The sequence below is a fragment of the Erythrobacter litoralis HTCC2594 genome (assembly GCF_000013005.1).
In the GTDB taxonomy this organism is placed as follows: Bacteria; Pseudomonadota; Alphaproteobacteria; order Sphingomonadales; family Sphingomonadaceae; genus Parerythrobacter; species Parerythrobacter litoralis_A.
Genome location: NC_007722.1, coordinates 1918685 through 1939449, shown reverse-complemented (window position 1 = coordinate 1939449; position 20765 = coordinate 1918685). Strand labels below are relative to the sequence as shown.

At 62.5% G+C, this 20765-nt stretch carries 19 protein-coding genes and 1 tRNA gene; 6 read left to right on the top strand and 14 right to left on the bottom strand.

Annotated elements, in window-relative coordinates:
- Nucleotides 1-19 precede the first annotated feature (19 nt).
- From EL2594_RS09360 to EL2594_RS09325, 8 genes are all read right to left on the bottom strand, one after another.
- The gene (locus tag EL2594_RS09360; protein ID WP_011414815.1) at nt 20-1339 is read right to left on the bottom strand and encodes a cystathionine gamma-synthase family protein; all 1320 of its coding nucleotides are present in this window, start codon (nt 1337-1339) and stop codon (nt 20-22) included.
- Between the two features lie 178 nt (nt 1340-1517).
- Complete coding sequence (locus tag EL2594_RS09355) at nt 1518-2831, bottom strand: tetratricopeptide repeat protein (protein ID WP_011414814.1); 1314 nt, start codon at nt 2829-2831, stop codon at nt 1518-1520.
- Between the two features lie 77 nt (nt 2832-2908).
- Nucleotides 2909-3598 carry a DUF4331 family protein gene (locus tag EL2594_RS09350; protein ID WP_049762469.1) on the bottom strand — a complete coding sequence of 230 codons (690 nt, stop codon included), beginning with the start codon at nt 3596-3598 and terminating at the stop codon, nt 2909-2911.
- 17 nt (nt 3599-3615) lie between these two features.
- On the bottom strand, nt 3616-4269 hold the full coding sequence (locus tag EL2594_RS09345) for a DUF4331 family protein (protein WP_196793193.1): 654 nt from the start codon (nt 4267-4269) through the stop codon (nt 3616-3618).
- Nucleotides 4270-4352: 83 nt separating this feature from the next.
- Nucleotides 4353-5762 carry an SLC13 family permease gene (locus tag EL2594_RS09340; RefSeq protein ID WP_011414811.1) on the bottom strand — a complete coding sequence of 470 codons (1410 nt, stop codon included), beginning with the start codon at nt 5760-5762 and terminating at the stop codon, nt 4353-4355.
- A gap of 60 nt (nt 5763-5822) precedes the next feature.
- Nucleotides 5823-6950, bottom strand: coding sequence for a DUF547 domain-containing protein (locus tag EL2594_RS09335; protein WP_011414810.1), 1128 nt, complete (start codon nt 6948-6950; stop codon nt 5823-5825).
- A 179-nt stretch (nt 6951-7129) separates the two neighbouring features.
- Entirely contained in the window at nt 7130-7900 is a 771-nt protein-coding gene (locus EL2594_RS09330) for a DUF547 domain-containing protein (protein ID WP_267878790.1), read from the bottom strand.
- A gap of 15 nt (nt 7901-7915) precedes the next feature.
- Nucleotides 7916-8284, bottom strand: coding sequence for a hypothetical protein (locus EL2594_RS09325; RefSeq protein ID WP_011414808.1), 369 nt, complete (start codon nt 8282-8284; stop codon nt 7916-7918).
- A 176-nt stretch (nt 8285-8460) separates the two neighbouring features.
- On the opposite strand from EL2594_RS09325, the gene EL2594_RS09320 reads away from it, so the two are divergent.
- Complete coding sequence (locus tag EL2594_RS09320; RefSeq protein WP_011414807.1) at nt 8461-9102, top strand: hypothetical protein; 642 nt, start codon at nt 8461-8463, stop codon at nt 9100-9102.
- 25 nt (nt 9103-9127) lie between these two features.
- Here EL2594_RS09320 and infC read toward each other — a convergent pair whose 3' ends face one another.
- Together infC and pdeM are read right to left on the bottom strand one after the other, a co-directional pair.
- Nucleotides 9128-9646: a translation initiation factor IF-3 gene (gene infC / locus EL2594_RS09315; protein WP_011414806.1), complete on the bottom strand. Its 519-nt coding sequence runs from the start codon at nt 9644-9646 to the stop codon at nt 9128-9130.
- 114 nt (nt 9647-9760) lie between these two features.
- A complete protein-coding gene (pdeM, locus tag EL2594_RS09310) occupies nt 9761-10462 on the bottom strand; it encodes a ligase-associated DNA damage response endonuclease PdeM (protein WP_011414805.1) in 702 nt (233 codons plus the stop codon).
- Between the two features lie 44 nt (nt 10463-10506).
- Between pdeM and hemF the strand changes: the two genes are divergently transcribed.
- Nucleotides 10507-11364 (top strand): oxygen-dependent coproporphyrinogen oxidase, encoded by an 858-nt coding sequence (gene hemF / locus EL2594_RS09305; protein WP_011414804.1) that lies wholly within the window; start codon nt 10507-10509, stop codon nt 11362-11364.
- A 71-nt stretch (nt 11365-11435) separates the two neighbouring features.
- Nucleotides 11436-12230, top strand: a complete 795-nt coding sequence (locus EL2594_RS14925) for a Rieske (2Fe-2S) protein (RefSeq protein WP_155806025.1) — start codon at nt 11436-11438, stop codon at nt 12228-12230.
- 31 nt (nt 12231-12261) lie between these two features.
- Here EL2594_RS14925 and EL2594_RS09295 read toward each other — a convergent pair whose 3' ends face one another.
- Nucleotides 12262-13761: a patatin-like phospholipase family protein gene (locus EL2594_RS09295; protein ID WP_011414802.1), complete on the bottom strand. Its 1500-nt coding sequence runs from the start codon at nt 13759-13761 to the stop codon at nt 12262-12264.
- Nucleotides 13762-13886: 125 nt separating this feature from the next.
- On the opposite strand from EL2594_RS09295, the gene EL2594_RS09290 reads away from it, so the two are divergent.
- Nucleotides 13887-15980 (top strand): RelA/SpoT family protein, encoded by a 2094-nt coding sequence (locus EL2594_RS09290; RefSeq protein ID WP_011414801.1) that lies wholly within the window; start codon nt 13887-13889, stop codon nt 15978-15980.
- Here the strand turns inward: EL2594_RS09290 and EL2594_RS09285 are convergent.
- Genes EL2594_RS09285 through EL2594_RS09275 form a run of 3 tightly spaced genes read right to left on the bottom strand, consistent with a single transcriptional unit; the run spans nt 15977 to nt 17817 of the window.
- The gene (locus EL2594_RS09285) at nt 15977-16294 is read right to left on the bottom strand and encodes a DUF1905 domain-containing protein (protein ID WP_011414800.1); all 318 of its coding nucleotides are present in this window, start codon (nt 16292-16294) and stop codon (nt 15977-15979) included. The genes EL2594_RS09290 and EL2594_RS09285 overlap by 4 nt on opposite strands.
- Entirely contained in the window at nt 16291-17373 is a 1083-nt protein-coding gene (locus tag EL2594_RS09280) for a peptidylprolyl isomerase (RefSeq protein ID WP_011414799.1), read from the bottom strand. Before EL2594_RS09280 ends, EL2594_RS09285 begins: the two co-directional genes overlap by 4 nt.
- Before the next feature lie 39 nt (nt 17374-17412).
- Nucleotides 17413-17817: a metallopeptidase family protein gene (locus tag EL2594_RS09275; RefSeq protein ID WP_011414798.1), complete on the bottom strand. Its 405-nt coding sequence runs from the start codon at nt 17815-17817 to the stop codon at nt 17413-17415.
- Nucleotides 17818-17882: 65 nt separating this feature from the next.
- Between EL2594_RS09275 and EL2594_RS09270 the strand changes: the two genes are divergently transcribed.
- Together EL2594_RS09270 and leuS are read left to right on the top strand one after the other, a co-directional pair.
- Nucleotides 17883-17973: transfer RNA gene (locus EL2594_RS09270), tRNA-Ser, on the top strand.
- A gap of 248 nt (nt 17974-18221) precedes the next feature.
- The gene (gene leuS, locus EL2594_RS09265) at nt 18222-20732 is read left to right on the top strand and encodes a leucine--tRNA ligase (RefSeq protein ID WP_011414797.1); all 2511 of its coding nucleotides are present in this window, start codon (nt 18222-18224) and stop codon (nt 20730-20732) included.
- The last annotated feature ends 33 nt before the right edge of the window (nt 20733-20765 follow it).

Sequence of the window (20765 nt, the reverse complement as noted above, 5' to 3'; positions counted from 1 at the left end):
CGAGAACAGGGGCAAAGACTTAGACCGCCTCGAGCGCCTGTTCGAAATCGGCGATCAGGTCGTCCGCGTCTTCGATGCCGATGCTGATCCGCACGAGGCTGTCCGTGATGCCGAGCTCCTGCCGCCTGCCATGCGCAACCGAGAGGTGTGTCATGCTGGCCGGATGGCTGGCGAGGGTCTCCGTCCCGCCGAGGCTTACCGCGAGCTTGGCGACCTTGAGCGCGTCGAGGAAGCGGAAACACTCGGCCTCGCCACCCTTGAGGAACAGCGAGAAAGTGCTGCCCGCACCGAGGCAGTGCCGATCGTAGATGTCCTTCTGCCGATCGTCCTTGATCATCCCCAGATAGCCAAGGCCTTCCACCTTCGGGTGCTGGGCGAGAAATGCGCAGACCTTTTCTGCGTTCTCGCCTGCCCGCTGCATTCGCAGTTCCACGGTTTCGAGGCTGCGGCACAGCATCCATGCGGTGTTGGGATCGGCGATCCCGCCCATCGTATTGCGCAGCGCGCGGATTGCATCAATGAAGCGCTTCTTCCCCGCGACACTCCCCGCAACCAGGTCTGAATGACCGCCGACATACTTCGTCAGCGAATAGACCACCAGGTCAGCGCCATGTTCGAGCGGGCGCTGCCAGAGCGGGCCGAGGAAGGTGTTGTCGATCGCAATCGGGCAGCGATCGGCATCGAAATGCGCATCGCGCGCATCGCGTACGGCTTCGACATCGACCAGCGCATTGGTCGGATTGCCCGGGCTCTCGAGATAGATCAGCGGCACTTCGCCGCCCTGCGCTTCGGCCTGCGCCTTGGCCTTCTGCATCACTTCGTCGAGCTCTTTGCGGCTCGCCCCGGCAGGAAAATCGACATAGGTGACGCCGAATTTCGCCATCGTCTTGGCGACGAAGCCTTCAGACGCGGCGTAGAGCGGGCCGGAATGCACGATCACGTCACCGGCCTTGCAAGCCGCCAGCATCAGTATAGCAATGGCGGTCATCCCGCTGGAGAAGCTCAGCGCCTCTTCCGCGCCGTCCCAGATCGCCAGCCGGTCTTCGAGGATTTCCTGGTTGGGCGCGTTGAAGCGCGAATAGACGAGGCCGTCGGCACCGCCCGGGCGCTGGCCGGTGATGCGTTCGAAATGGCGCTTGCCTGCCGCGGCGTTCTCGAAGGCGAAGGTGCTGGTGAGGAAAATCGGGCTTTTGAGCGAGCCCTCCGAAAGCGCTGGATCGAAACCGTGGCCCATCATGAGCGTGCTGGGCTTCATCTCACGGCCATTGATCGTGGTCGCCTTGGGTTTGGGATTGCGGCGCGGGGTCGGCTGGTCGGTCGCGTCGACGGCGTCGGTCATGGGATCAGGTCCTTCCAATCTGGGCATTGAGGTGCCCGCATGCTCCCAGGAAGGCAGGAGCCGGTCGGGCCGGTGGGGCACCCGTTCCTAACCTCCGCAGGAACGCCTCTCCGCCACGGGCCAAAAGCAGCGCGTAGCTACCCGAGCGGCGCCCTCGGTTCAACCGTTTCCCAGATGATCAGTAATGCCCGAAGCGCAGCAATTTGCGCATGGACCCGCGCGCATCCGGATTAAGCTTTTCGGCACGTGCGTAGAATCGCTCCGCCTCTGCGTTGTGTCCGAGCGCTTCCAGCACTTCGCCGCGGGCCATGTCGAGCGACACGGCGCGAAAGCCTTTGCTTTCCGCGGTTTCCAGCCACTCGAGCGCTTCTGCGGGGCGGTCGTTGGCGAGGTAAGCGGAGGCGAGCACTTCTATCGCTTCGCCGAAAGGCCGCTTGGCGACTTCTTCGCGTGCCAGGGCCAGCGCGCGCGCGGGATCGCCGAAATCGAGATGGTGTTCCGCCGCATGCAGACGATAGGCATCGCGGCTTTCCGCAAGCTTTGCGTTCCATAATTCGCTCGCATGCACGGTCCAGCGGCGGGCCTCCTGATCCCTGCCGACATGCAGCAAGAGCCCCACGAGCGTATCCACGACTTCGGGCTCACCGGTGGCCAGGGCGAGTTCCTTGAGTGCGTCGATGGCGCCATCCATGTCGCCTGTCGCGGCCCTGTGCTGGGCGGCATAGGCTTCTGTCAGCCAGTAACCCGCAAAGACTTCACCTGCGCGTTCGACCCAACGACCTGCGAGGTCGAGATCGCCTGCGGCATACGCAAAATTCGCAAAAAGGAGCGCCGCTCGGGCATGATCCTGCGGCGGCATCCTGCTTTCGAGCATGCCCTGTTCGGCAATTGCGAGAGCCGACGCCGGTTCGCCGCGCCACAATTGCAGGTTCGCGCGCCGTGCCGCGGTGGCGAAGCCAGGTGTCAGGCGGGCCGCTTCGTCATAGGCACGTTCTGCCTCCGCGAGATCGCCACGCTGGAAAGCGATATCGCCGGTAAGAGCAAGCGCAGTCGAACGTTCATGGGGAAGCTTCACTGCAGTCCGTCCGAATTTCGCAAGCGCTTCAGTCGCAGCTGGCAGATCGTGCCCGATCAGGGCGTGTTGAGCGAGCGTCAAGCTGGGACCTGCAGGATCTTCGAGGCCGGAAAAACTGTTACGAAGCAATCGGCCTGCTTCGGCGAGATCGTCCGGATTGCCGGAAAGTCGATGGCGCGCAATGAGCGCGAGCGCGAGGGTCTCGGTGCGCAACCATTCACCCGGCATGACATTATGCAGCCGCCTTTTCTCTTCGACTCGCCGCGCCGTTGCCTGCAATGCTTCATCGAATGAGGCAGGCCCGAATGCGGGAGACATCGCTGCAGCTCGCGCTTCCGGCACCGGATCCTCGATCGCATATCCGACTCCGATAACGGCGACGGTCGCAACAGCCAGTGCGACGGCAATACGTTTCATTTCGCGTTCCTGCTCTTTGCGGGTTCGGAGCCGCCCCGGGGAGGAATGGGGCGGCTCCTGCCCCCAACTCGAGATCGTCAATCAGCGCAGAGATTGAGCTCGGCACGGTTGAGATCATCCTGTAACGCCATGGTGATCGCGGTCAGCGTCTCGACGATCGGACCCGCGAATTCACCATTCGCATCATTGACTGGCGAGGCGTCATTATACGGGATCTTCAGCGCGCTCGGGACCAATGCGGTCGAAAGCGCCGGGAACCCCATGCGATCAACACGCTCGTAGGCGGTATCGGGCGCGGTGCGGAAGTTGAAGGTCGTGCCGCTCGTCGCCGAAATCCGTGGATTGCCCTGCGGCGGAGCCAGGAACGGGAATCCGCTCGGGAAGGCGACATCGTTGGCAGGTGGGTTGAGCGGAATTCCGGCGAAGGTCGCCGCGCTCTGGCCGTCGGCATCGATATCGAGCAGGATGGCAGCCAGCGTGATGTCGATCACGGGATCCGCCGGCTTGCGACCATTGGGGAAGCCAGCCGGCAGGCTCGGATTGATTGTCAGCACGTCCGGTATAACCAGATTCTGTACAGTCGTGCCATCAGGAAAAACCACTTGGGCCAGGCATTTTCCGACGTCGAGCGTGCCGGTGGTCGGAGTGGGTGCCGGTGCAGGTGTATCGATAGGCGGTGCCACTGTTACCGTCTCATCGCTTCCGCATGCCGAGAGCGATACGGCGACAGCGAGGGTAGCAACGGCTCTTGCGATCATGCTTTTCATGGGTGTGCGATTAGCCATCAGATGTTCCCTCCAAAGCGCAGCGTTTCCGACCAGACGGTAATCTTGCCGGTCGCATTGAGCGTATCGAGCGGGATCTGCAGGACGAATGCGGTGTCATTCTGCCCGGCGAAGAAATCGCGGTCGTTGCGGATCGAGAGGTCTCCGGTCTGCAGCGTCTCCATAAATCCTTGGAGGTCGAAGAAGAACGGATCGTCGAACAAGCCGGCGCGCAATGTGGCCCCGTTGCGCGTGAGATCGGTGTTGACCGGTCCGGACAAGGTGTTGGCACCGGGTACCCCGGTCGCCTGCACGCCGAATTCATTGGGTCCGTCCTGGCCGAAGCGGACGCGAACGACGTTCTCGGTATTCAGCGGGTTGCCGTCGGTCGAGATGTTGACCTTGTAGAGGACATCGCGGTCATAGGTGGCCGGCGCATCGGGATCGGCCGGACCTGCGAAGGTTACGATGACGTTGAGATTGCCGCCTTCCGCCCATGCCAGAATATCGGCAATGTCGGCCGCGCGGTCGGGGGTGCTGTCGGCATCGGGGCTGGTGCGTCCCGGAGGGTCGAGGTGATCGGCCGTGCGAAGCGATTGGCCCGGTAGCAGTGCTACCGCGGCCGCCGCAGCGACGCACAGGCCCCCCGCCAGCAAGAGTGCTTGTTTTTTCATCATTATCTCCCCGGTTCATGTGTACCGGGGAACAGCTACCCGCGCGCGGTGCGATCGGATGCAGCGGGCAGAGAATTTTTTTTCTAGAACAGGCTCGCCATGCCCCACACGAGCAGCACGATGAGCAAGATGCCGATCAGGTCCAGCACCAGTCCGGCCTTGACCATGTTGCCGATGCGGATGTGGCCGGTCGACCAGGCGATCGCGTTGGGCCCGGTGCCAGCGGGCAGCATGAAACCCCAGCTGGCGGCCAGCGCGGCGGGCATGGCGAGCAGGATCGGGTCCGCGCCGAGTACGGCGATCAGGCTGGCGACGACGGGGATGATCGCGCTGGCGGTAGCCACGTTGCTGGCGAATTCGGTCACCAGCACCATCATGGCGACGATGGCGAGCGCGACTATGAACAAGGGCACTGCGCCAAGGGGAAGAAGCGCGTTGCCGAGCCATTCGGCGAGCCCGCTCGCGCTCATGCCCGCAGCCAGCGCCAGTCCACCGCCGAACATCATGATGACGCCCCACGGTGCGCGGTCGGCTTCCTTCCAGACGAGCAGCGGGCGGCCTGTGCCATCGGGCAGCAGGAATAGCGCGAGGCTGGCAGCGATGGCGATGGTGCCGTCGGTCAGCGATCCTGCGGGAAGATAATCGGCGAGCAGCGGGCGCGTCATCCACAGCAGGAATGTCAGCGCCACGACCGGCACCAGCCGTCGTTCGGCAGTCGACCATTGGGCGCCCACACGGATGGCGTCGCGGGCACCTGCGACATCGAAAGGATGCGCTGCAACCTGTTGGAACCGCGAGATGATGAGTGCGGCTATCGGTACGCCGCATATGACCACGGGAAGACCGTAGAGCGTCCACTCGGCAAAGGTGATCTGCACGCCGATCGTCTGGTCGAGCAGGCCGACGGCAATGGCATTCGTGGGCGAGCCGACCAGCGTGCCGAGCCCGCCGATACTGGCAGCAAATGCGATCCCCATGGGCAGGGCACCTGCCAGCCCCTCACGCTCGTCGGCGGCGATGCCTCCGCCAGCTAGCACGGCCAGCGCCATCGGCATCATGATCAGGCTGGTCGAAGTGTTCGAGATCAGCATCGAGAGCAGTGCCGCGCTGATCATGAAGGCGAGGAGCAGCCGCGCCTGTCCACCGCTCGAACCGACCGTGCGCAGGATTGCCAGGCTCAGGCGCTTGTGCAGCCCGGTTCGCTCGATGGCGAGCGCAATGAAGGCGCCGCCGAGCAGCAGGAACAGGATCGGGGAATAATAGGTCGCCGCCGTGTCGCGCGCATTCGAGACACCGGCAAAAGGCAGGACCAGGAACGGCATCAGCGCGGTCGCGGTCAGCGGCAGCGCCTCCGTCATCCACCAGCTCGCCATCAGCACGACCAGCCCGGCGACGATGAATGCTTCGCGGCTCATGCCTTCCGGCGTCGGCGCAAAGGTGCCGGTCAGCAGCCCGACGAGGCCGATGACAAATCCGATCCGTTGTGCAGTCATGCATTCCCCCCTCCGCCCTGCCTTACCGTAGGCAGGAGAGAGGGCAAGCGGCCCGGGTGATTACTCGACGACGTAGCCTTCTTCGGTCGGGCTGTTCATGTCGATCACGGTCACCTTTGGCTGCAATTCCTTGCGCTTGATGAGCTTCTGGACCTTCTGGCGATATTCGCCGATCAGCCGGGCGACATTGGGAGGCACACGCCCCACGCCCTGTCCCGCGGCGTAGATCGGTTGACGCTCGCCCTTGGCCATGTCGCTGATGTCTTCCTCGTAGAGATCTGCTTCGACGCTTGCGGTCTTGAGCAATATGTCGGTCACATCCTCGCGCGCATATTTGCCCACATGCGCCCGCAGGCCGCCCACCCAATCGTTGAAGAAGTACGGTCGCGCTTCTTCGAAAATCTTCGACACATGCATCGTGTTGCCGCGCTTTTCTACGCCGCGCAGGCTGTTCACGAATTCGCGCGCGTTTTCGTCAAGCAACCGACCGACATTGGCGCCGGTGAAGGCCTCGTCATTGATCGACGGCCCTCCGATCTCGCCGCGAAAAAAGCCGTAGATGACGCGCGGGTCTTTCCAGTTGGGATAGACGATCTTGGTACGGATATCCTTCGGGCTCATGGCCACGCCGGCGACGGTGATGAACTTGGCCTCGTCGAGCGGGAGCTCCTCCGGTCCGACCTTCATGCGCGCAGGGGCCTTCACCGGATATTCCTCGGCGATCTTCGAAATCACCGCCGCGTTGTGCAGGTTGATCCAGTAAGCGAGTTGTTCGTTGCGGGGCAGGCCGGCGATATCGATCGTGCCGGCAAGCTCCGCCAGCTCTTCGCGATAGGTCACCAGCGATTGCTTGATCTCATCCTCGAGGAAGGAGAACAGAATTCGGTTGCCTTCGAGCCGGTAAAGCGAATCGTGACCATAGGTCATGCGCGTGCCAAGCGTGCTGCGGATGGGCGGCGGAACATCGCGCGCCGAGCTGCGCATGCGAAAGACCATGTAGTCGAGCGCTTCGTTCCAGATCGAATAGTCGAGCCGAGTGTCGACCGCTTGCGCACCGGGGGTGAAACGCGCGAATTCGGCCGTGGAGACGGTCGCCGATGCGCTTCCGCCATCGGATTGAGCCAGCGCCGGTGCGCTTACGGAAAGCGCCAGCGCAAAGCCAAGGGCGAAACGGGGGGCGGGGGACATATGCTCGTGGCCTTTCGGTGGGTGCGACGGCGACAGACGGGAAGTGAGGAATTTGGATGAAGAGAAAATAGAAAAAATTCAATGATCGAGAGGGATGCAAGGCGACAGGGCGGCTCTACCGTTGCACAATTTCGATCGATAAACGGCACGCAGATCGGGTCAAATAGGTCCTGCGAGCGCTATTGTATCTCCGCCCCTGGGTCGTAATCCTGGGGCAGCACGATCACGCGGCCCTGGAAATCGCCCTTGCGGATCATGCGCTGGAACTTGTCGTTCCGTTCCTGAACCAGCCGCGCGACATTGCGCGGGACGCCGGGAATATCGAGCGGCGCATCGAGGTGATTGAAACCCCAGTCGCGGGGATCGAGATTGAAGGCGACGTAGCTCAGTTCGGGATCTTTCTCCGCCCCCGCGAGGTCGGAAATATCCGCTTCCCAGATGCTCGGCTGGATCGATCGGGTGCCCTCGATTTCGCGGCGCACGCGCTCGGTGCTGTAGGCAAGCAAATGCGCGCGCAAATCGTTCTGGAAGTTGGGAAACAGAGTGGTACCCGCCTCCGCGTAAAGCGTCGAGACATGCAGTATCTGCCCGCGCTTCTCCGCGCCGCGCAGGGAATTGACGAAATCGTACGCCGCTTCGTCGAGAAGCGCGTTGATATTGTCGGCGGCGAAGGCTTCGTTCAGGATTGAGGGTCCGCCGATCTCGCCGCGGAAGAAGCCGTAGATCACACGAGGGTCCTGCCAGTTCGGATAGACGATCTGAGTCCGGATGTCGCGCGGGCTGAGCTTGCGTCCGCCGACGGTGATGAACTTGGCTTGGTCCATCGGCACCGCATCGGGGCCGATAGTAATGCGAGAAGGCTGCTTGACCGGATAGGCCTGCGCGATCTGTTCGATCACGGCCACATTATGCAGGTTGAACCAGTAGGCGAGCTGCCGATTGCGGGGCAGGGAGGCTATGTCGACCTAGGCTGCCACTTGCTCGAGATCGCGCCGATAGGCGCTGATCGCGGCAATTTGCTCGGGCTCCAGAAAAGAGAACGCAACGCGATTGCCCTCGAGTCGCAGCCGCGATTCGTGTCCGTAGACGAGCAGCGTCCCGGTGATGGGCTGCACCGTGCGGGCGGACGTGCGATCCGAACGTCCCATCTCGTAGACGAAATGCTTGAGCGCCTGGTCCCAATAGGAATAGTCGATTCGCGGCGATGCTGCTTTGGAGGATTGCGCAGTCGTGCCTGTGTCGACGGCGGCGGTATCCGCTGAAAGCGGGGTAGAGAGGGCGGCAGCGAGGGACGCGCAAAAGCTGATCGCGATCAGTCTCAGTGCGGATTTCATCGAGCCATCTCCGTCACGGCACGCTGTTGCGTCACAGCCGAGCAATACAGAATGATGACAGCATGTTAGCAAAGCAGCGAGCGAATAGGAAACGCGAGGGAATTTGCGGGTAATTGAACAACTCCATGCGCGTTCATTCAGCGCTTCGAAATCACGATTTGCCTAGTCGTAAAACCATGAAGAAGTTCGTGATAGCCGTGAGTGCCGCAATCGCCGCCTGTATTGCCGTTCCCGTTTTTGCCGGGGTCGGACCGGCGGCGGATGAGTGGGATATCGGCCCGGTCATCAAGGGCCGCAACTATTCGGTCAATATGCCGCGTACGATGCTTGAGACGCCCCGCGGCCCGTCATTCGATTTTCCCCATTCCACCAAGGATGCCGGCCATGTCCACTACGTGACCGTGCCAATTCGTTCGCTGGCCGGCGCGCGCCGCATCATTCTTACGTACCGGATCGATGCGGACCGCAACGTCCGCTTCGTGTCGCAGGAACGCCCTCACGAGCCGGCAGCACTGTCACTCTATTTCCAGCGAGCCGGCGATCGCTGGAACAAGCGCACGCCGCATTATCGCTGGTACGCGCCGGGCAACCGCTTGTCGTTTCTGGCTCCGGGCAGGCACACGGTCGCGATCGACCTCGACGAAGAGTGGATATCGATGATGGGTGCCCGCACATGGGAGCAACCCGCCAGTTTCGAACGCGCCAAGGAAGAAGCAGCCCGCGTCGGCTTCGTTTTCGGGTCCAACACGCTGCGGGGCCACGGGGTCTATGCCACCGGCCCCGCGCGGTTCACGGTCGAAAGGTTCGAGATAGAATAGAGCGAAGAGCTTGGTTGCCGACGCCTTACTTGGGCGCCAGCACCATCAGCATCTGCCGACCTTCGAGACGCGGGAAAGCTTCTACCTTGGCGATCTCCTCGACATCGTCGCGGACCCGGTTGAGCAGGTCCATGCCGAGGTTCTGGTGTGCCATTTCGCGGCCCCGGAAACGCAGCGTCACCTTCACCTTGTCGCCGTTCTCGATGAACTTGTTCACGTTGCGCATCTTCACGTCGTAATCGTGCGTGTCGATGTTGGGACGCATTTTGACCTCTTTGATGTCCTGGGTCTTCTGCGTCTTGCGCGCGAGGTTCGCTTTCTTCTGCGCCTCGTAGCGATATTTTCCGACATCGAGGAACTTCGCCACGGGCGGATCTGCGTTCGGCGAGACCTCAACCAAATTCAGCCCCTTTTCCTGGGCCTGTTCCATGGCTTCTTTTGTGAACATTACACCAAGGTTTTCGCCTTCATCATCGATGACACGGACCTTGGGCGACTGGATGAAATTGTCGTATCGCGGACCGCTCTTGACCGGCGGCTGCATGGAACGACGTGGTGGACGGGCTATGGGGCTTTCTCCTGAAATTGCCGAGTGAACTGCGCGCTATGTAGGGCGCGCGCGAGGGATTCGCAAAGGGGAAGCGGCATTCGCCCCGATTTATGCGACGCGTGTGGCTTCGCAGCGCCAGAGCGGGAAGGTGGAGAGCCTCGTTCGCACCGGCACCAGCGCGTCGATTGCGCTTGCTGGTTGCAGCGCCTTGAGGATCGCTGGATCGCCCGCGTCCATCCCGCCCGTGAGCGTCCCGAACGCGGGCAGGATCATGCGATCCGTCCCGTCGCTTTGGGCCCGCACCGCGCAGGGGCGGCTGATACGGCGCCGGTGCACGGTCAGGCGCAGCTTGGGATGATAGTGGCCGGAGAGCTCGGGTCGGGTCTCGCCGCGCTTGGCCATGTGACGTAGAACGATACCGCCTATTTCGAGCTCTTCCGCCAAGTCGCCGCCATAGGTGCGGTGCATGGTCTCGTCGTGGTTGCCGGTGATCCACAGCCAGTCGATCGAGCGGGTAAGAGCCTCCAGCATCCCTGCGGCATAAGGCTCGAGACTGGCTGTGCCTTCGACATCGTGGAAATTGTCGCCCAGGGTTATCACTCGCCGTGCGCCCGTCATCCGGATCGCGTTCGCCACCCGCTCCAGTGTTTCGCGGCTGTCGTAAGGCGGCAGCATCTGTCCGTGCCGCGCGTAGAAGCTCGCTTTCTCCAGATGCAGGTCGGCCACCAGCAACGCCTTCTCGGCGGGCCAGTAAAGCGCGTTGGAGGGTGTCAGGAACATTTCCTGACCGGCGAACGAAACGGGAACCATTCGCCTCACTTGCCGCGACTCATGCGGTTTGGCAAGGGGGTGGTATGACCGATTGGACATCACAGACCGAACAGGCGCGCGCGTGGTTCGAAAGCCTGCGCGACCAGATCTGCGCCGAATTCGAGGCTATCGAGCGTGAGGCCGGGTCCGACGCCGCATTCCAGTACACGCCGTGGGACCGCGAGGAAGCGGGCAATGACGACCCCGGCGGCGGGGTGCAGGGCCTGATGAAAGGCAAAGTGTTCGAGAAGGTCGGGGTCAACGTTTCGACCGTGCGCGGCAGCTTCGCGCCCGAATTCGCAGCGACGATCAACGGCGCGAGCGTCGAGCATCCGGGCTTTACGGCGACCGGCATTAGCCTCGTCGCGCACATGGCCAATCCGCATGTGCCAGCAGTGCATATGAACACGCGCTTCCTGACAACGCAGGCGGCTTGGTTCGGCGGCGGCGCGGACCTCAACCCCCCGATCCCCTACGAGCAGGACACGGCGGAATTTCACGCCCGCTTCCGCGCGGCCTGCGCGGCACACAACCCGACCTATTACGAGCGCTTCAGGAAATGGGCGGACGATTATTTCTTCATTCCCCACCGCGGCGTCCACCGCGGGGTCGGCGGGATATTTTACGATCATCTCGAATGCGACGATGCAGCCGCGTTCGAGCGCAATTTCGCCTTCACGCAGGACGTCGGCAAGGCCTTCCTCGATATCTTCCCGCAACTCGTCCGCCGGCGCATGGAAAGCGATTTCACGCCGGAAGACAAGCAGACCCAGCTTGAATGGCGCGGCCGCTATGCCGAATTCAACCTCGTCTATGATCGCGGCACGCTGTTCGGTCTCAAGACCGGCGGCAATATTGACGCGATCCTGATGAGCCTGCCGCCCGAGGCAGTGTGGGTGTGACTGCGATAGAGATTTCGTTAGGCGATCGGGCGGCTTTTGACGGGCGCGCGAACCAGGTTGACCATGAGAGCGTGCAGGCTCTGCACTATCTCGGCAATTATCTCCGGCCCCTTCCGGTCAACCTGCGGCGCATGATGGAGAATGCTCACGATTGGGAGCACCTGCCCTTCGTCCATCCCTCGTCCTTTGCCGACATTGCATTGGTCGAGAGCGGTACCTGGGGCTGGCGATGCAAGACTGCGCTTCCCAATGGTGGCGGCGAGCAATTGATCGAATTGCTGGTCGACGAACCGCGGCACTACTGGGCGACGACCGTGGTCGAGGGGCCGGGGCAGGGCACGCAGATCCATACGCAGGCGAGCGCACGCGACGAAGGCGGCATCACTGTCGACGTGCGTTTCTACGCGCCGCAGCAACCGGCTTCGCCCGAGCAAGGCGCGATGATCCTCGGTTACCTGCAAGCGCAATATGCGATGCTTTATGACGAGGACGAAGCGCTCATGCTGGGCCGGCAGCAGGCGCTTGACGAGCGCAAGGCTGCGGTAAAAGATGAGGGACCGATGCAGGTCGACCTCGGGCCTGAGGTCGATCTCGACCGAGACCGGGTTCACGAAGCGAGCATTGATGGCGCCCGGATCCTCGTCCGGCACATTGAGCGTCGCTGGGTCGCCCACGCCGCGCGTTGCCCCCATGCCCTCGGTCCGCTGGATGAGGCAGAGGTGGATGCGCAGGGAAGAATAACCTGTCCATGGCACGGCTATCGCTTCGACTTGGCAACCGGCGAGGAAGCGCAGTCCCGCTGTGGTGCGCTGGCTCTTTACGCTGTGTCACTCGACGGTGGAAACCTGGTTGTGCGCGCCCGCTGAAGCACTCAATCGCTGCGCCTACGGTTGGCCGTCAGCTCTTCCAGTCCGCCTCTTTCACTTTCTTCTCACCGTATTTGATCAGGCACCGCATGTAGCGCTTGTGAAACTGGATCGGATTGTCGGTTTCGATGTCCACCCTAGTCCACTCGGCGCAGGTCAGCTTGCCGGTGTGGCCCGCATTGAGCGGAGCAGGCAGCGCGATGCCGAATTCGGCGAGGTCGGGCTCCATGCGCAGGAAATTGAAGCAGCCGTGCCCGTTGCAGGCCTCCTGCTCGACCGATTCCGCACTGAAGCGATAGACCTGATTTACCAGAATGCGCTCGCTGCGCATTGCCAGGTTGAAGATGTTCCAGTCCTTGTGGCCGCCCTTGCTGGTCCATTCGGGCGGATCGCCGCTGCATTCTGCCGGATCGGCCTTGGGGCAGGCCGGCGTGGGCAGCTGCAACGTCCCGTCGATCACCGCATAGACATGCGGGTCCGGATGGCTCTCATGCCGGTCCTTGTACTTCTCGTGGTGGACACCGACGGCGCGGATCACGGTGTTGCCGAACAGGCCGAAGCGCGCGCCGCCGTCGATGTACATCGTGTTGTCGACGAAGACCGGCGGCGCCGCCATCGGGGTGGAGGATGAGGCGATGATCGCTTCGACATAGCAGCCGAGCCATTTCTCCGCCTTTGCCGTATTGCTCTGCATCCTGGCGGTGTCGTAGCGGGTCGCCATGTCGCCCATGTCGAAGGCTGTGCCTATTCCGGTGTCGACATCGACCGCGCCGACGAACAGCCGCTTGCCGGCCATGTGTCGCCGAGCCACCTCGTGCAGTACCGTGGTAGTGTAGGCGCTGCCATCCCAATCGGTGGCGGTATAGTCTTTCGTCAGGAAACCCTCGACGCGGTTGCGCAGCGGAATGAGGTCCGCGAAAGCGCCCTTTTTCAGCAGGTCGAGGAAATTGCCCATGTCCGGCTTGCCGTCCTTGGGCGCGCTGTAGACGTTGAGCAGCTGTTTCTCGCTGTCGATCGTATAGCCGTCCGCGGCGAAATCGCCCTTGCCCACGAACGCAAAGCTGGAGAGGATCGAACCGGTGCTGATTCCGGTCACGACCTGGAATTCTGGCATGCGTCCGTCGCCGCCCCAACCTTTGAGGATGCCCGCGCCATAGGCACCATGTTCGCTGCCTCCGGAGAGGAACAGCATCTTGGCAGGCGTGTATTCGCGCGGCGCAGGCTTCGGAAAGGGCGGGAGGACGCCGCCGGGCAGGATGATTTCCTCCCCATCGGAACCTGTCTCAGGGGGGCTTTCTTCTTCGAGCTGAAGGTTGGTTTCGTCATAGCTCGACAGCGTTTTCTCGATCTCCGCTGCAAACTCGGACAATTGCGCGTCCGGTGCGCTGGAATCGGGTATTGCCACTGCCAGCGAGTGCTTCACAAAATTGCACATCTCCGCTTCGGCAGTGACCGGCGCCTTCTGGTTGATGCTGCAACCGCCCAGCGCCAGCGACGCCGCGCCGAGCGTTCCCAAAACCCAATTCCGCATGGATCCCCCTCCCATCGTACAAGCGAAACACTGCGACGATAGCGCCACAATCTGCTTTCGATAGGACCAAAAAGCCGTTTTGCGTTGCAATATCGCGCGATTGAGCCACATTCGAAGGCGGGAAGATGCTGCGCCAATATGAATTGATCGAGCGGGTCAAGGAATACGACCCTGATGCCGACGAGGCGCTGCTCAACCGTGCCTATGTCTATACCGTCCAGAAGCATGGCAGCCAGAAGCGCGCCAGCGGTGATCCCTATTTCAGCCACCCGGTCGAAGTTGCCGGCTTGATGACGGACCTCAAGCTGGACCAGGATTCGATCATCACCGCACTGCTCCACGACACCGTGGAAGATACGCTCGCGACGATCGAGGATATCGAAGCCAATTTCGGCAAGGATGTCGCGCGGCTTGTCGACGGGGTGACCAAGCTTTCCAAGATCGAGCAGATGCCGGAGAACGAGCGAGCGGCGGAGAACCTGCGCAAGTTCCTGCTGGCGATGAGCGAAGACATCCGCGTGCTGCTGGTGAAACTGGGCGACCGGCTGCACAATATGCGCACCCTTCATTTCATCAAGAATCCGGAAAAACGCCAGCGGATCGCGCGCGAAACGATGGATATCTATGCCCCGCTGGCCGAGCGGATCGGCATGTACGAATATATGCGCGAAATGCAGGCACTCGCTTTCGAACAGCTCGAGCCGGATGCATTCCAGACCATCACCGGCCGGCTCGAGCAAATCCGCAAGCAGGATGGCGGACAGGTCGATGCGATTGCGTTGCAGATCAAGCAGGCGCTGGCCGAGGCGGGGCTGCAGGTCGAAGTCTCCGGCCGCGAAAAGCATCCCTATTCGATCTGGCGCAAGATGGCCGAGCGCCACGTGAGCTTCGAGCAGGTGACCGATATCTTCGCCTTCCGCATCATCACCGAAAGCATCGGCGATTGCTACCGCGCGATGGGTATGCTGCACACGACGTGGCAGTTCATTCCCGGCCGGTTCAAAGACTATATCTCGACGCCCAAGAGCAACGGCTATCGCAGCCTGCATACTTCATTGATCTTCGACAATTCGATGCGGGTCGAGGTACAGATCCGTACCCGTGACATGCATCATCGCAATGAGTTCGGCCTAGCGGCGCACTGGGCCTACAAGCAGAACGACACGCCCGACGGCTCGGTCGGCTGGCTGCGCGACCTGATCGAGATCGTCGATGCCAGCCACGACGCCGAGGAGCTGCTCGAACACACGCGTATGGCGATCTACCAGGATCGTATCTTCGCCTTCACGCCCAAAGGCGCGCTGTTCCAACTGCCCAAGGGCGCAACGCCGGTCGATTTCGCCTTTGCGGTCCATACGGACCTGGGCGCCCAGACAGTCGGTGCGAAGATCAACGGGCGGCACATGCCGCTACGCACGGTGCTCAACAATGGCGACGTGGTGGAGATCATCAAGGGCAGCGAGGCCGAGCCGCAGATGAGCTGGCTGGGCTTCGTCGTGACCGGCAAGGCGCGGGCCGCGATCCGCCGCGCCGTGCGGCTCAAGGAACGCGCCGAAGTGGCCGAGCTGGGCGGCAAGCTGTTCGACGAAATTGCCGACCGCGTGCCCGCGAAGATCGGCAAGAAGGCCATTCGCGAAGCGGTCAAACGCCTGGAAATGCACGATGCGGAAGAGCTGATGTACGCCATCGGCGCGGCGGAGGTGGAGGATCGCGACGTGATGGAAGCGCTGGTGCCCGGCTGCACCGCCGACTTCGAAGACGAAGCGCCGGACTGGTCGAAACGGGACAAGGCGATCTCCATCCGCGGCCTGACCCCCGGCGTAGGCTTCAAGCTCGCCGAGTGTTGCCACCCGGTCCCGGGGGACCGCATCGTCGGCACCCGCAAGACGGGCGAGGGCGTAGAGGTCCACACGATCGACTGCCTGACGCTCGCCAGCGGCATCGACAGCGACTGGATCGACCTGCAATGGGGCAAGCGCAGCCACGGTGCGGTGGGGCGCTTGCGGGTGACGCTCTACGATCGCCCCGGCACGCTGGCGGAAATGGCCGGCATCTTCGCCAAGAACCACGTCAATGTGATGAGTCTGCAGCAGACTGCGCTCGACCATCCTTTTACAAGCTACGAGATCGACCTTGAGGTGCAGGACCTGGCGCATCTCACCCGGATGCTGAGTGCGCTCAGGGCAAGCGACGCTGTGGCGCATGCGGAGCGGGGTTAGAGCAACTCCAGTTCGAGCGTGACAGGGTCGCCCTCGGCAAGATCTTCAGCCCGCATCACTTTCTTGCTGACGAGCAGAATCCATTCCGATTGCTTGTCCTGCGGAAACACCGAGCTCTTCCAGCGCGTGTCGCCGATGCGCGCCATCACCTTGACCGAGCCGAAGCCGCGCCTTGTGCCGTATTCGAGCTTCTGCAGCCGCGCATGCATGGCGATGGCTTCGGCATGGTCGCCTTCGATCACGACGAGATGATAAGTCCCCCGGTCGCCCTGCCAGCGGGTTAGCGGAGCGGTGAGGGCAAGCGTGTCTGTCACTCGGTTGCTGCAACTGGCCGGATCGGCACCGGGATATTGCAGATATCCGCGCCGCCAGCGGGCTGGATAAAGAACGGATCGCGGCGGTTGGCGCGGGCTTCGGCATATTTGGCGAAGCTCTCGCTCTCGGTGGAGAGATATTCGAAGCGCGGGACTTGCGCGTCCGGCAGGGCGCTGGCGACGCGGATCGAGACGATCGGCGTGCGCTTGTCGATCTCGTCGGCGGCGTAGAACCCCAGCGCGCCCTTGCCGCGTGGGAGCGAGGAGAGATGCTCCATCCCGGCGATGATGCGCCCTACGAGCGCGATATTGCGATCGAGGTGCCGCGGTGCATGACCGATGACGGTGTAGAGCTCCGCGCCCGACCCAGTGTCAGGTGAATAGCCGCGCCCGACACCGACCATGCCATAGCAGTGGATAGGCCATGTCTGCGCGCTGTTATTGCTTAAGCCCGACGCTACCGGCCATCCGCGCTGGAAGCCGACCAGGTCGGAATATTCATCGCCGACTTCCGATACATCCGGCGCGATCCAGTCTGCTCCGGGTTCGAGTCTTTCCTTAGCGACGAGGTTGGAGACGGTCAGCTGAGAAAGTATGCGTCCGTTTGCGCTGTATTCTTCCTCCCCCATCACCTTCAGCCCCTCCGGCAGCGGCTTTGCCTCCCCTTCCGCCTCGGGATTATCGTAATTCGGATCGCCCCACTGGACGACGTAATTGTCCTGCACCCGGTTGACGCTGATCCCGTCATACCACCCGGCGCGGGCGAGGGTGCGAATGTTGCTGACCCAGCCTTGACTGAACGGCGCGGGCATCAACTGGATCACCACTTCGCGCGTATTGCCCTCGGCGGAAGCCTGCCCCGGACCCCGATCCGGGGGCGCGAGCGTCATCACCAGCAAATCCTCTGGATCGATGACCACCCACTCATCCTGCGACGAGGCATCGACGATCTGGCCCGGGCTCGGCGCGGGCGTTTCTTGTTGCGCTTCCCCTTCGCTGCTTGAGCGCGGAGGCTCATCCTGAGCGGCAAGGGGCAGGGCGAGCGCGAAGCTGCAAGCGAGAGCAAGGACATTTCTCATGACATGAATAGTGCCATCGCGCCGGGCGATTTCAAGCGGCTAGCCCGCCATATCCTCCAGCGCGTGCATGTCCTCGTCGCTGAGCCCGAAATAGTGGCCGACCTCGTGGATCACGACATGCGCCACGAGATGTTCCAGTGTCTCGTTCCCTCGCTCGGCCCATTCGTCGAGGATCGGGCGGCGGAACAGGCGGATGCGCGTTGGCAGCGCGCCGGACATTTCGATGCTGCGCTCGGTCAGCGCGTGTCCCTCGTACAGGCCTGTGAGTTCGAACGGATCCTCCATTCCGAGGTCGCGCAACGTCTCCTCGTCGGCGAAATCCTGCACCTGGAATACGACATCGCCCATCTGCGCGCGGAACTCGGCGGGCAGCTTGTCGAGCGCCGCTATCCCGAGCGCTTCCATCTCTTCGAGCGTTATGGCCGTGCCAAAAGTGCGGGTCATGGCGAGGGGGTACGCACAGCCGCTTGCAACAGCAAGCACCCAAGGCTAGAGGCGCGCGTTCATACGGAGCGGTGGCCGAGTGGTCGAAGGCGCACGCCTGGAAAGTGTGTATACGGTAACCCCGTATCGTGGGTTCGAATCCCACCCGCTCCGCCACAATAGCCCATCCTAACGGGCGGACTCTTTTGGCGTTCGCGGGAGCGGAAAGTAGCCCCGGGGTTCGGAGTCGTAGCGTAGCGAAGACGTCCGGAGCGAAGCGCAGGACAATCCCACCCGCTCCGCCATCCATTCCTGCATCTTACGCTGTTGCTCCGCCGGTCGCTTGGGATTAGTGCGTGTCGCGTGCGGGCGGCTTCTCTTGCAGGGCCGCCTTTGTCGTTCATCCCAGCAGACCAGATCGCCTCATGTCCGAAACGCCAGAGACCCAATCCAGCGGCACCTTGCTGGACCAGCCCTTCCGCGAGAATTTCGACGCCATCGAGGCCTATGCCCGCGACGTGTGGGCGGCGGAAAATGTCGACGCATGCGATCTCGATAGCGACAAGCCCAAGCGCTACGTGCTCGGCATGTTCCCTTACCCCTCGGGCAATGCCCATATGGGTCACGTGCGGGTCTATGCGATTTCGGACGCTGTCGCGCGGCTCTCGCGCTTTCGCGGGTTCGAGACATTGCACCCGCTGGGCTGGGATGCGTTCGGACTTCCGGCAGAGAATGCCGCGATCCAGAACAATGCCGATCCCGCCGAGTGGACGCAGCGCAATATCGCGACGATGAAAGACGAGCAGTTCTCGCGGCTCGGCCTGTCGTTCGACCTCGACCAGGAAATCAATTCCGCCTCGCCCGAGTTCTACAAGTGGACGCAGTGGCTGTTTCAGACGCTCTACGACCACGATCTGGTCTATCGCGCCAATGGCTGGGTCAACTGGGACCCCGTCGACCAGACCGTGCTCGCCAACGAACAGGTGATCGACGGCAAGGGCTGGCGCTCCGGCGCGCCGGTCGAGCGGCGGCAGCTGCCGCAATGGTATGTCCGTATCACCAGGTTCGCGCAGTCGCTGTGGGACGGGCTCGATACGTTGCAGGGGCATTGGTCCGATGAAGCGATCGCGGTCCAGCGCGGCTGGATCGGGCGCAGCGAAGGCGTCGAGATCGAATTCCCCGTGCTGGGCGAGGGCGGTCACACGATCAGGTGCTACACCACCCGCGCCGACACGATTTTCGGCGTGACCTCGATCACGCTCGCGCCCGAACATCCGCTGGTGAAGGACCTCGCCGCGACCGAGGTGCAGGGGAAGGTCGAGGAATACATCGCCTTCGCCACCAACCGCAGCGAGTTGGAGCGAGAAACGGCGGAGCGGACCGGCGTTGCGTTGGGCGCCAAGGCGCGCAACCCGCTGACCGGCGAAGACTTGCCGATCTACATCAGCGAATACGTACTGGGCGGCTATGGCACCGGCGCGATCATGAACGTGCCCGCACACGACGCGCGTGATTTCGATTTCGCCCGGACCAACGGCCTGCCGATCCGGCAGGTGATCCTGCCCGCGAAGGATGCGCCGGAAGGCGATCTGGACGAGGCTTATACCGACCCCGGCTTCATGACGAATTCCGGCCAGTTCGACGGCATGTCGACGCATGAAGCCAAGCACGCAATCATCGATCACCTGGTCGAGCAGGGCCTCGGCACGCGCAAGGTCAATTTCCGCCTGCGCGACTGGCTGATCTCGCGCCAGCGCTTCTGGGGTGCGCCGATCCCGATGGTGCATTCGGACGAACACGGTTGGGCCAAGGCGCCCGACCTGCCGGTCATGCTGCCGAAAGACGTCGATTTCAGCCAGGGCTCAGGCAAGGCCATGGCGAGCGCGCCGGGCTTCCTCGAAACGACCTTTCCGGGCACGAGCGATCCGGCGATCCGCGAAACCGACACGATGGACACTTTCATGTGCTCGTCGTGGTATGCCTGGCGCTATCTCGACGCGAAGAACGGCGAGCAGGCCTTCCGCGAGAGCCGCGCCGAGGACTGGATGCCGATCGACTATTATGTCGGCGGGCTGGAGCATGCCTCGCAACACCTCATCTACTTCCGCTTCATCAGCCATTTCCTGCATGCGATCGGGATGACCCCGACGTCGGAGCCGGTGAAGAACTTCCTCGACAACGGACTGGTCAAGCTCGGCGGCGAGAAGATGTCCAAGTCCAAGGGGAATGTCGTGATCCCGACCGAAGCGGTCGACAAATACGGCGCCGATGCACTGCGGCTCTATATCCTCGCCGATACGCCACTGCGGCGCGATATCGACTGGGACGACAGCGGGATTGAAGGCAAGCAGCGCTTCCTCAGCCAGATCTGGACGCTGGCGGGCCAGATCGCCTCTGCGCCCGCGCTGGAGGGCGAGCCTGCGCCGGGAACAGACGCCGAAAAGGCTGCGATGCGCGAGTTGGCGAAGATCGCGAAGGAAGTGGCGGAGGATCTCGAGGAACGCCGCGGTTTCCACAACGCCATCGCCCGCCTGCACAGCTTCGTGGGCGAGCTGCGCCCGCTGGTGGCCGGTGCGAGCGATGCCGAAAAGCCGCTGCTGCGCCATGTCATGGCCGAGTTCATGAAGGTGCTGGGAGTATTCGCCCCGCACATGGCCGAATACCTCTGGCGCGAGGCCTTCGGCATGAGCGCCAGCCTGTTCAGCCAGCCATGGCCCGATCCGGGCGAGCAATACCTCGTAGCGGACGAGCTGACGATCTCGATCCAGGTCAACGGTAAGCTGCGTGCGACCGTATCCGTGCCCGCCGATGCAGGCGAGGAGCAGGTCGTCGAAATCGCCAAGGCGGATGCGAAAGTGGCGGAGTATCTGGGCAGCGGCACCCTGCGGCGGACGATCTTCGTACCCGGGCGGTTGGTGAATTTCGTGGTGGGGTAAAAGAGGCTTTTGCCTGATTTCGTTTCAAATCGA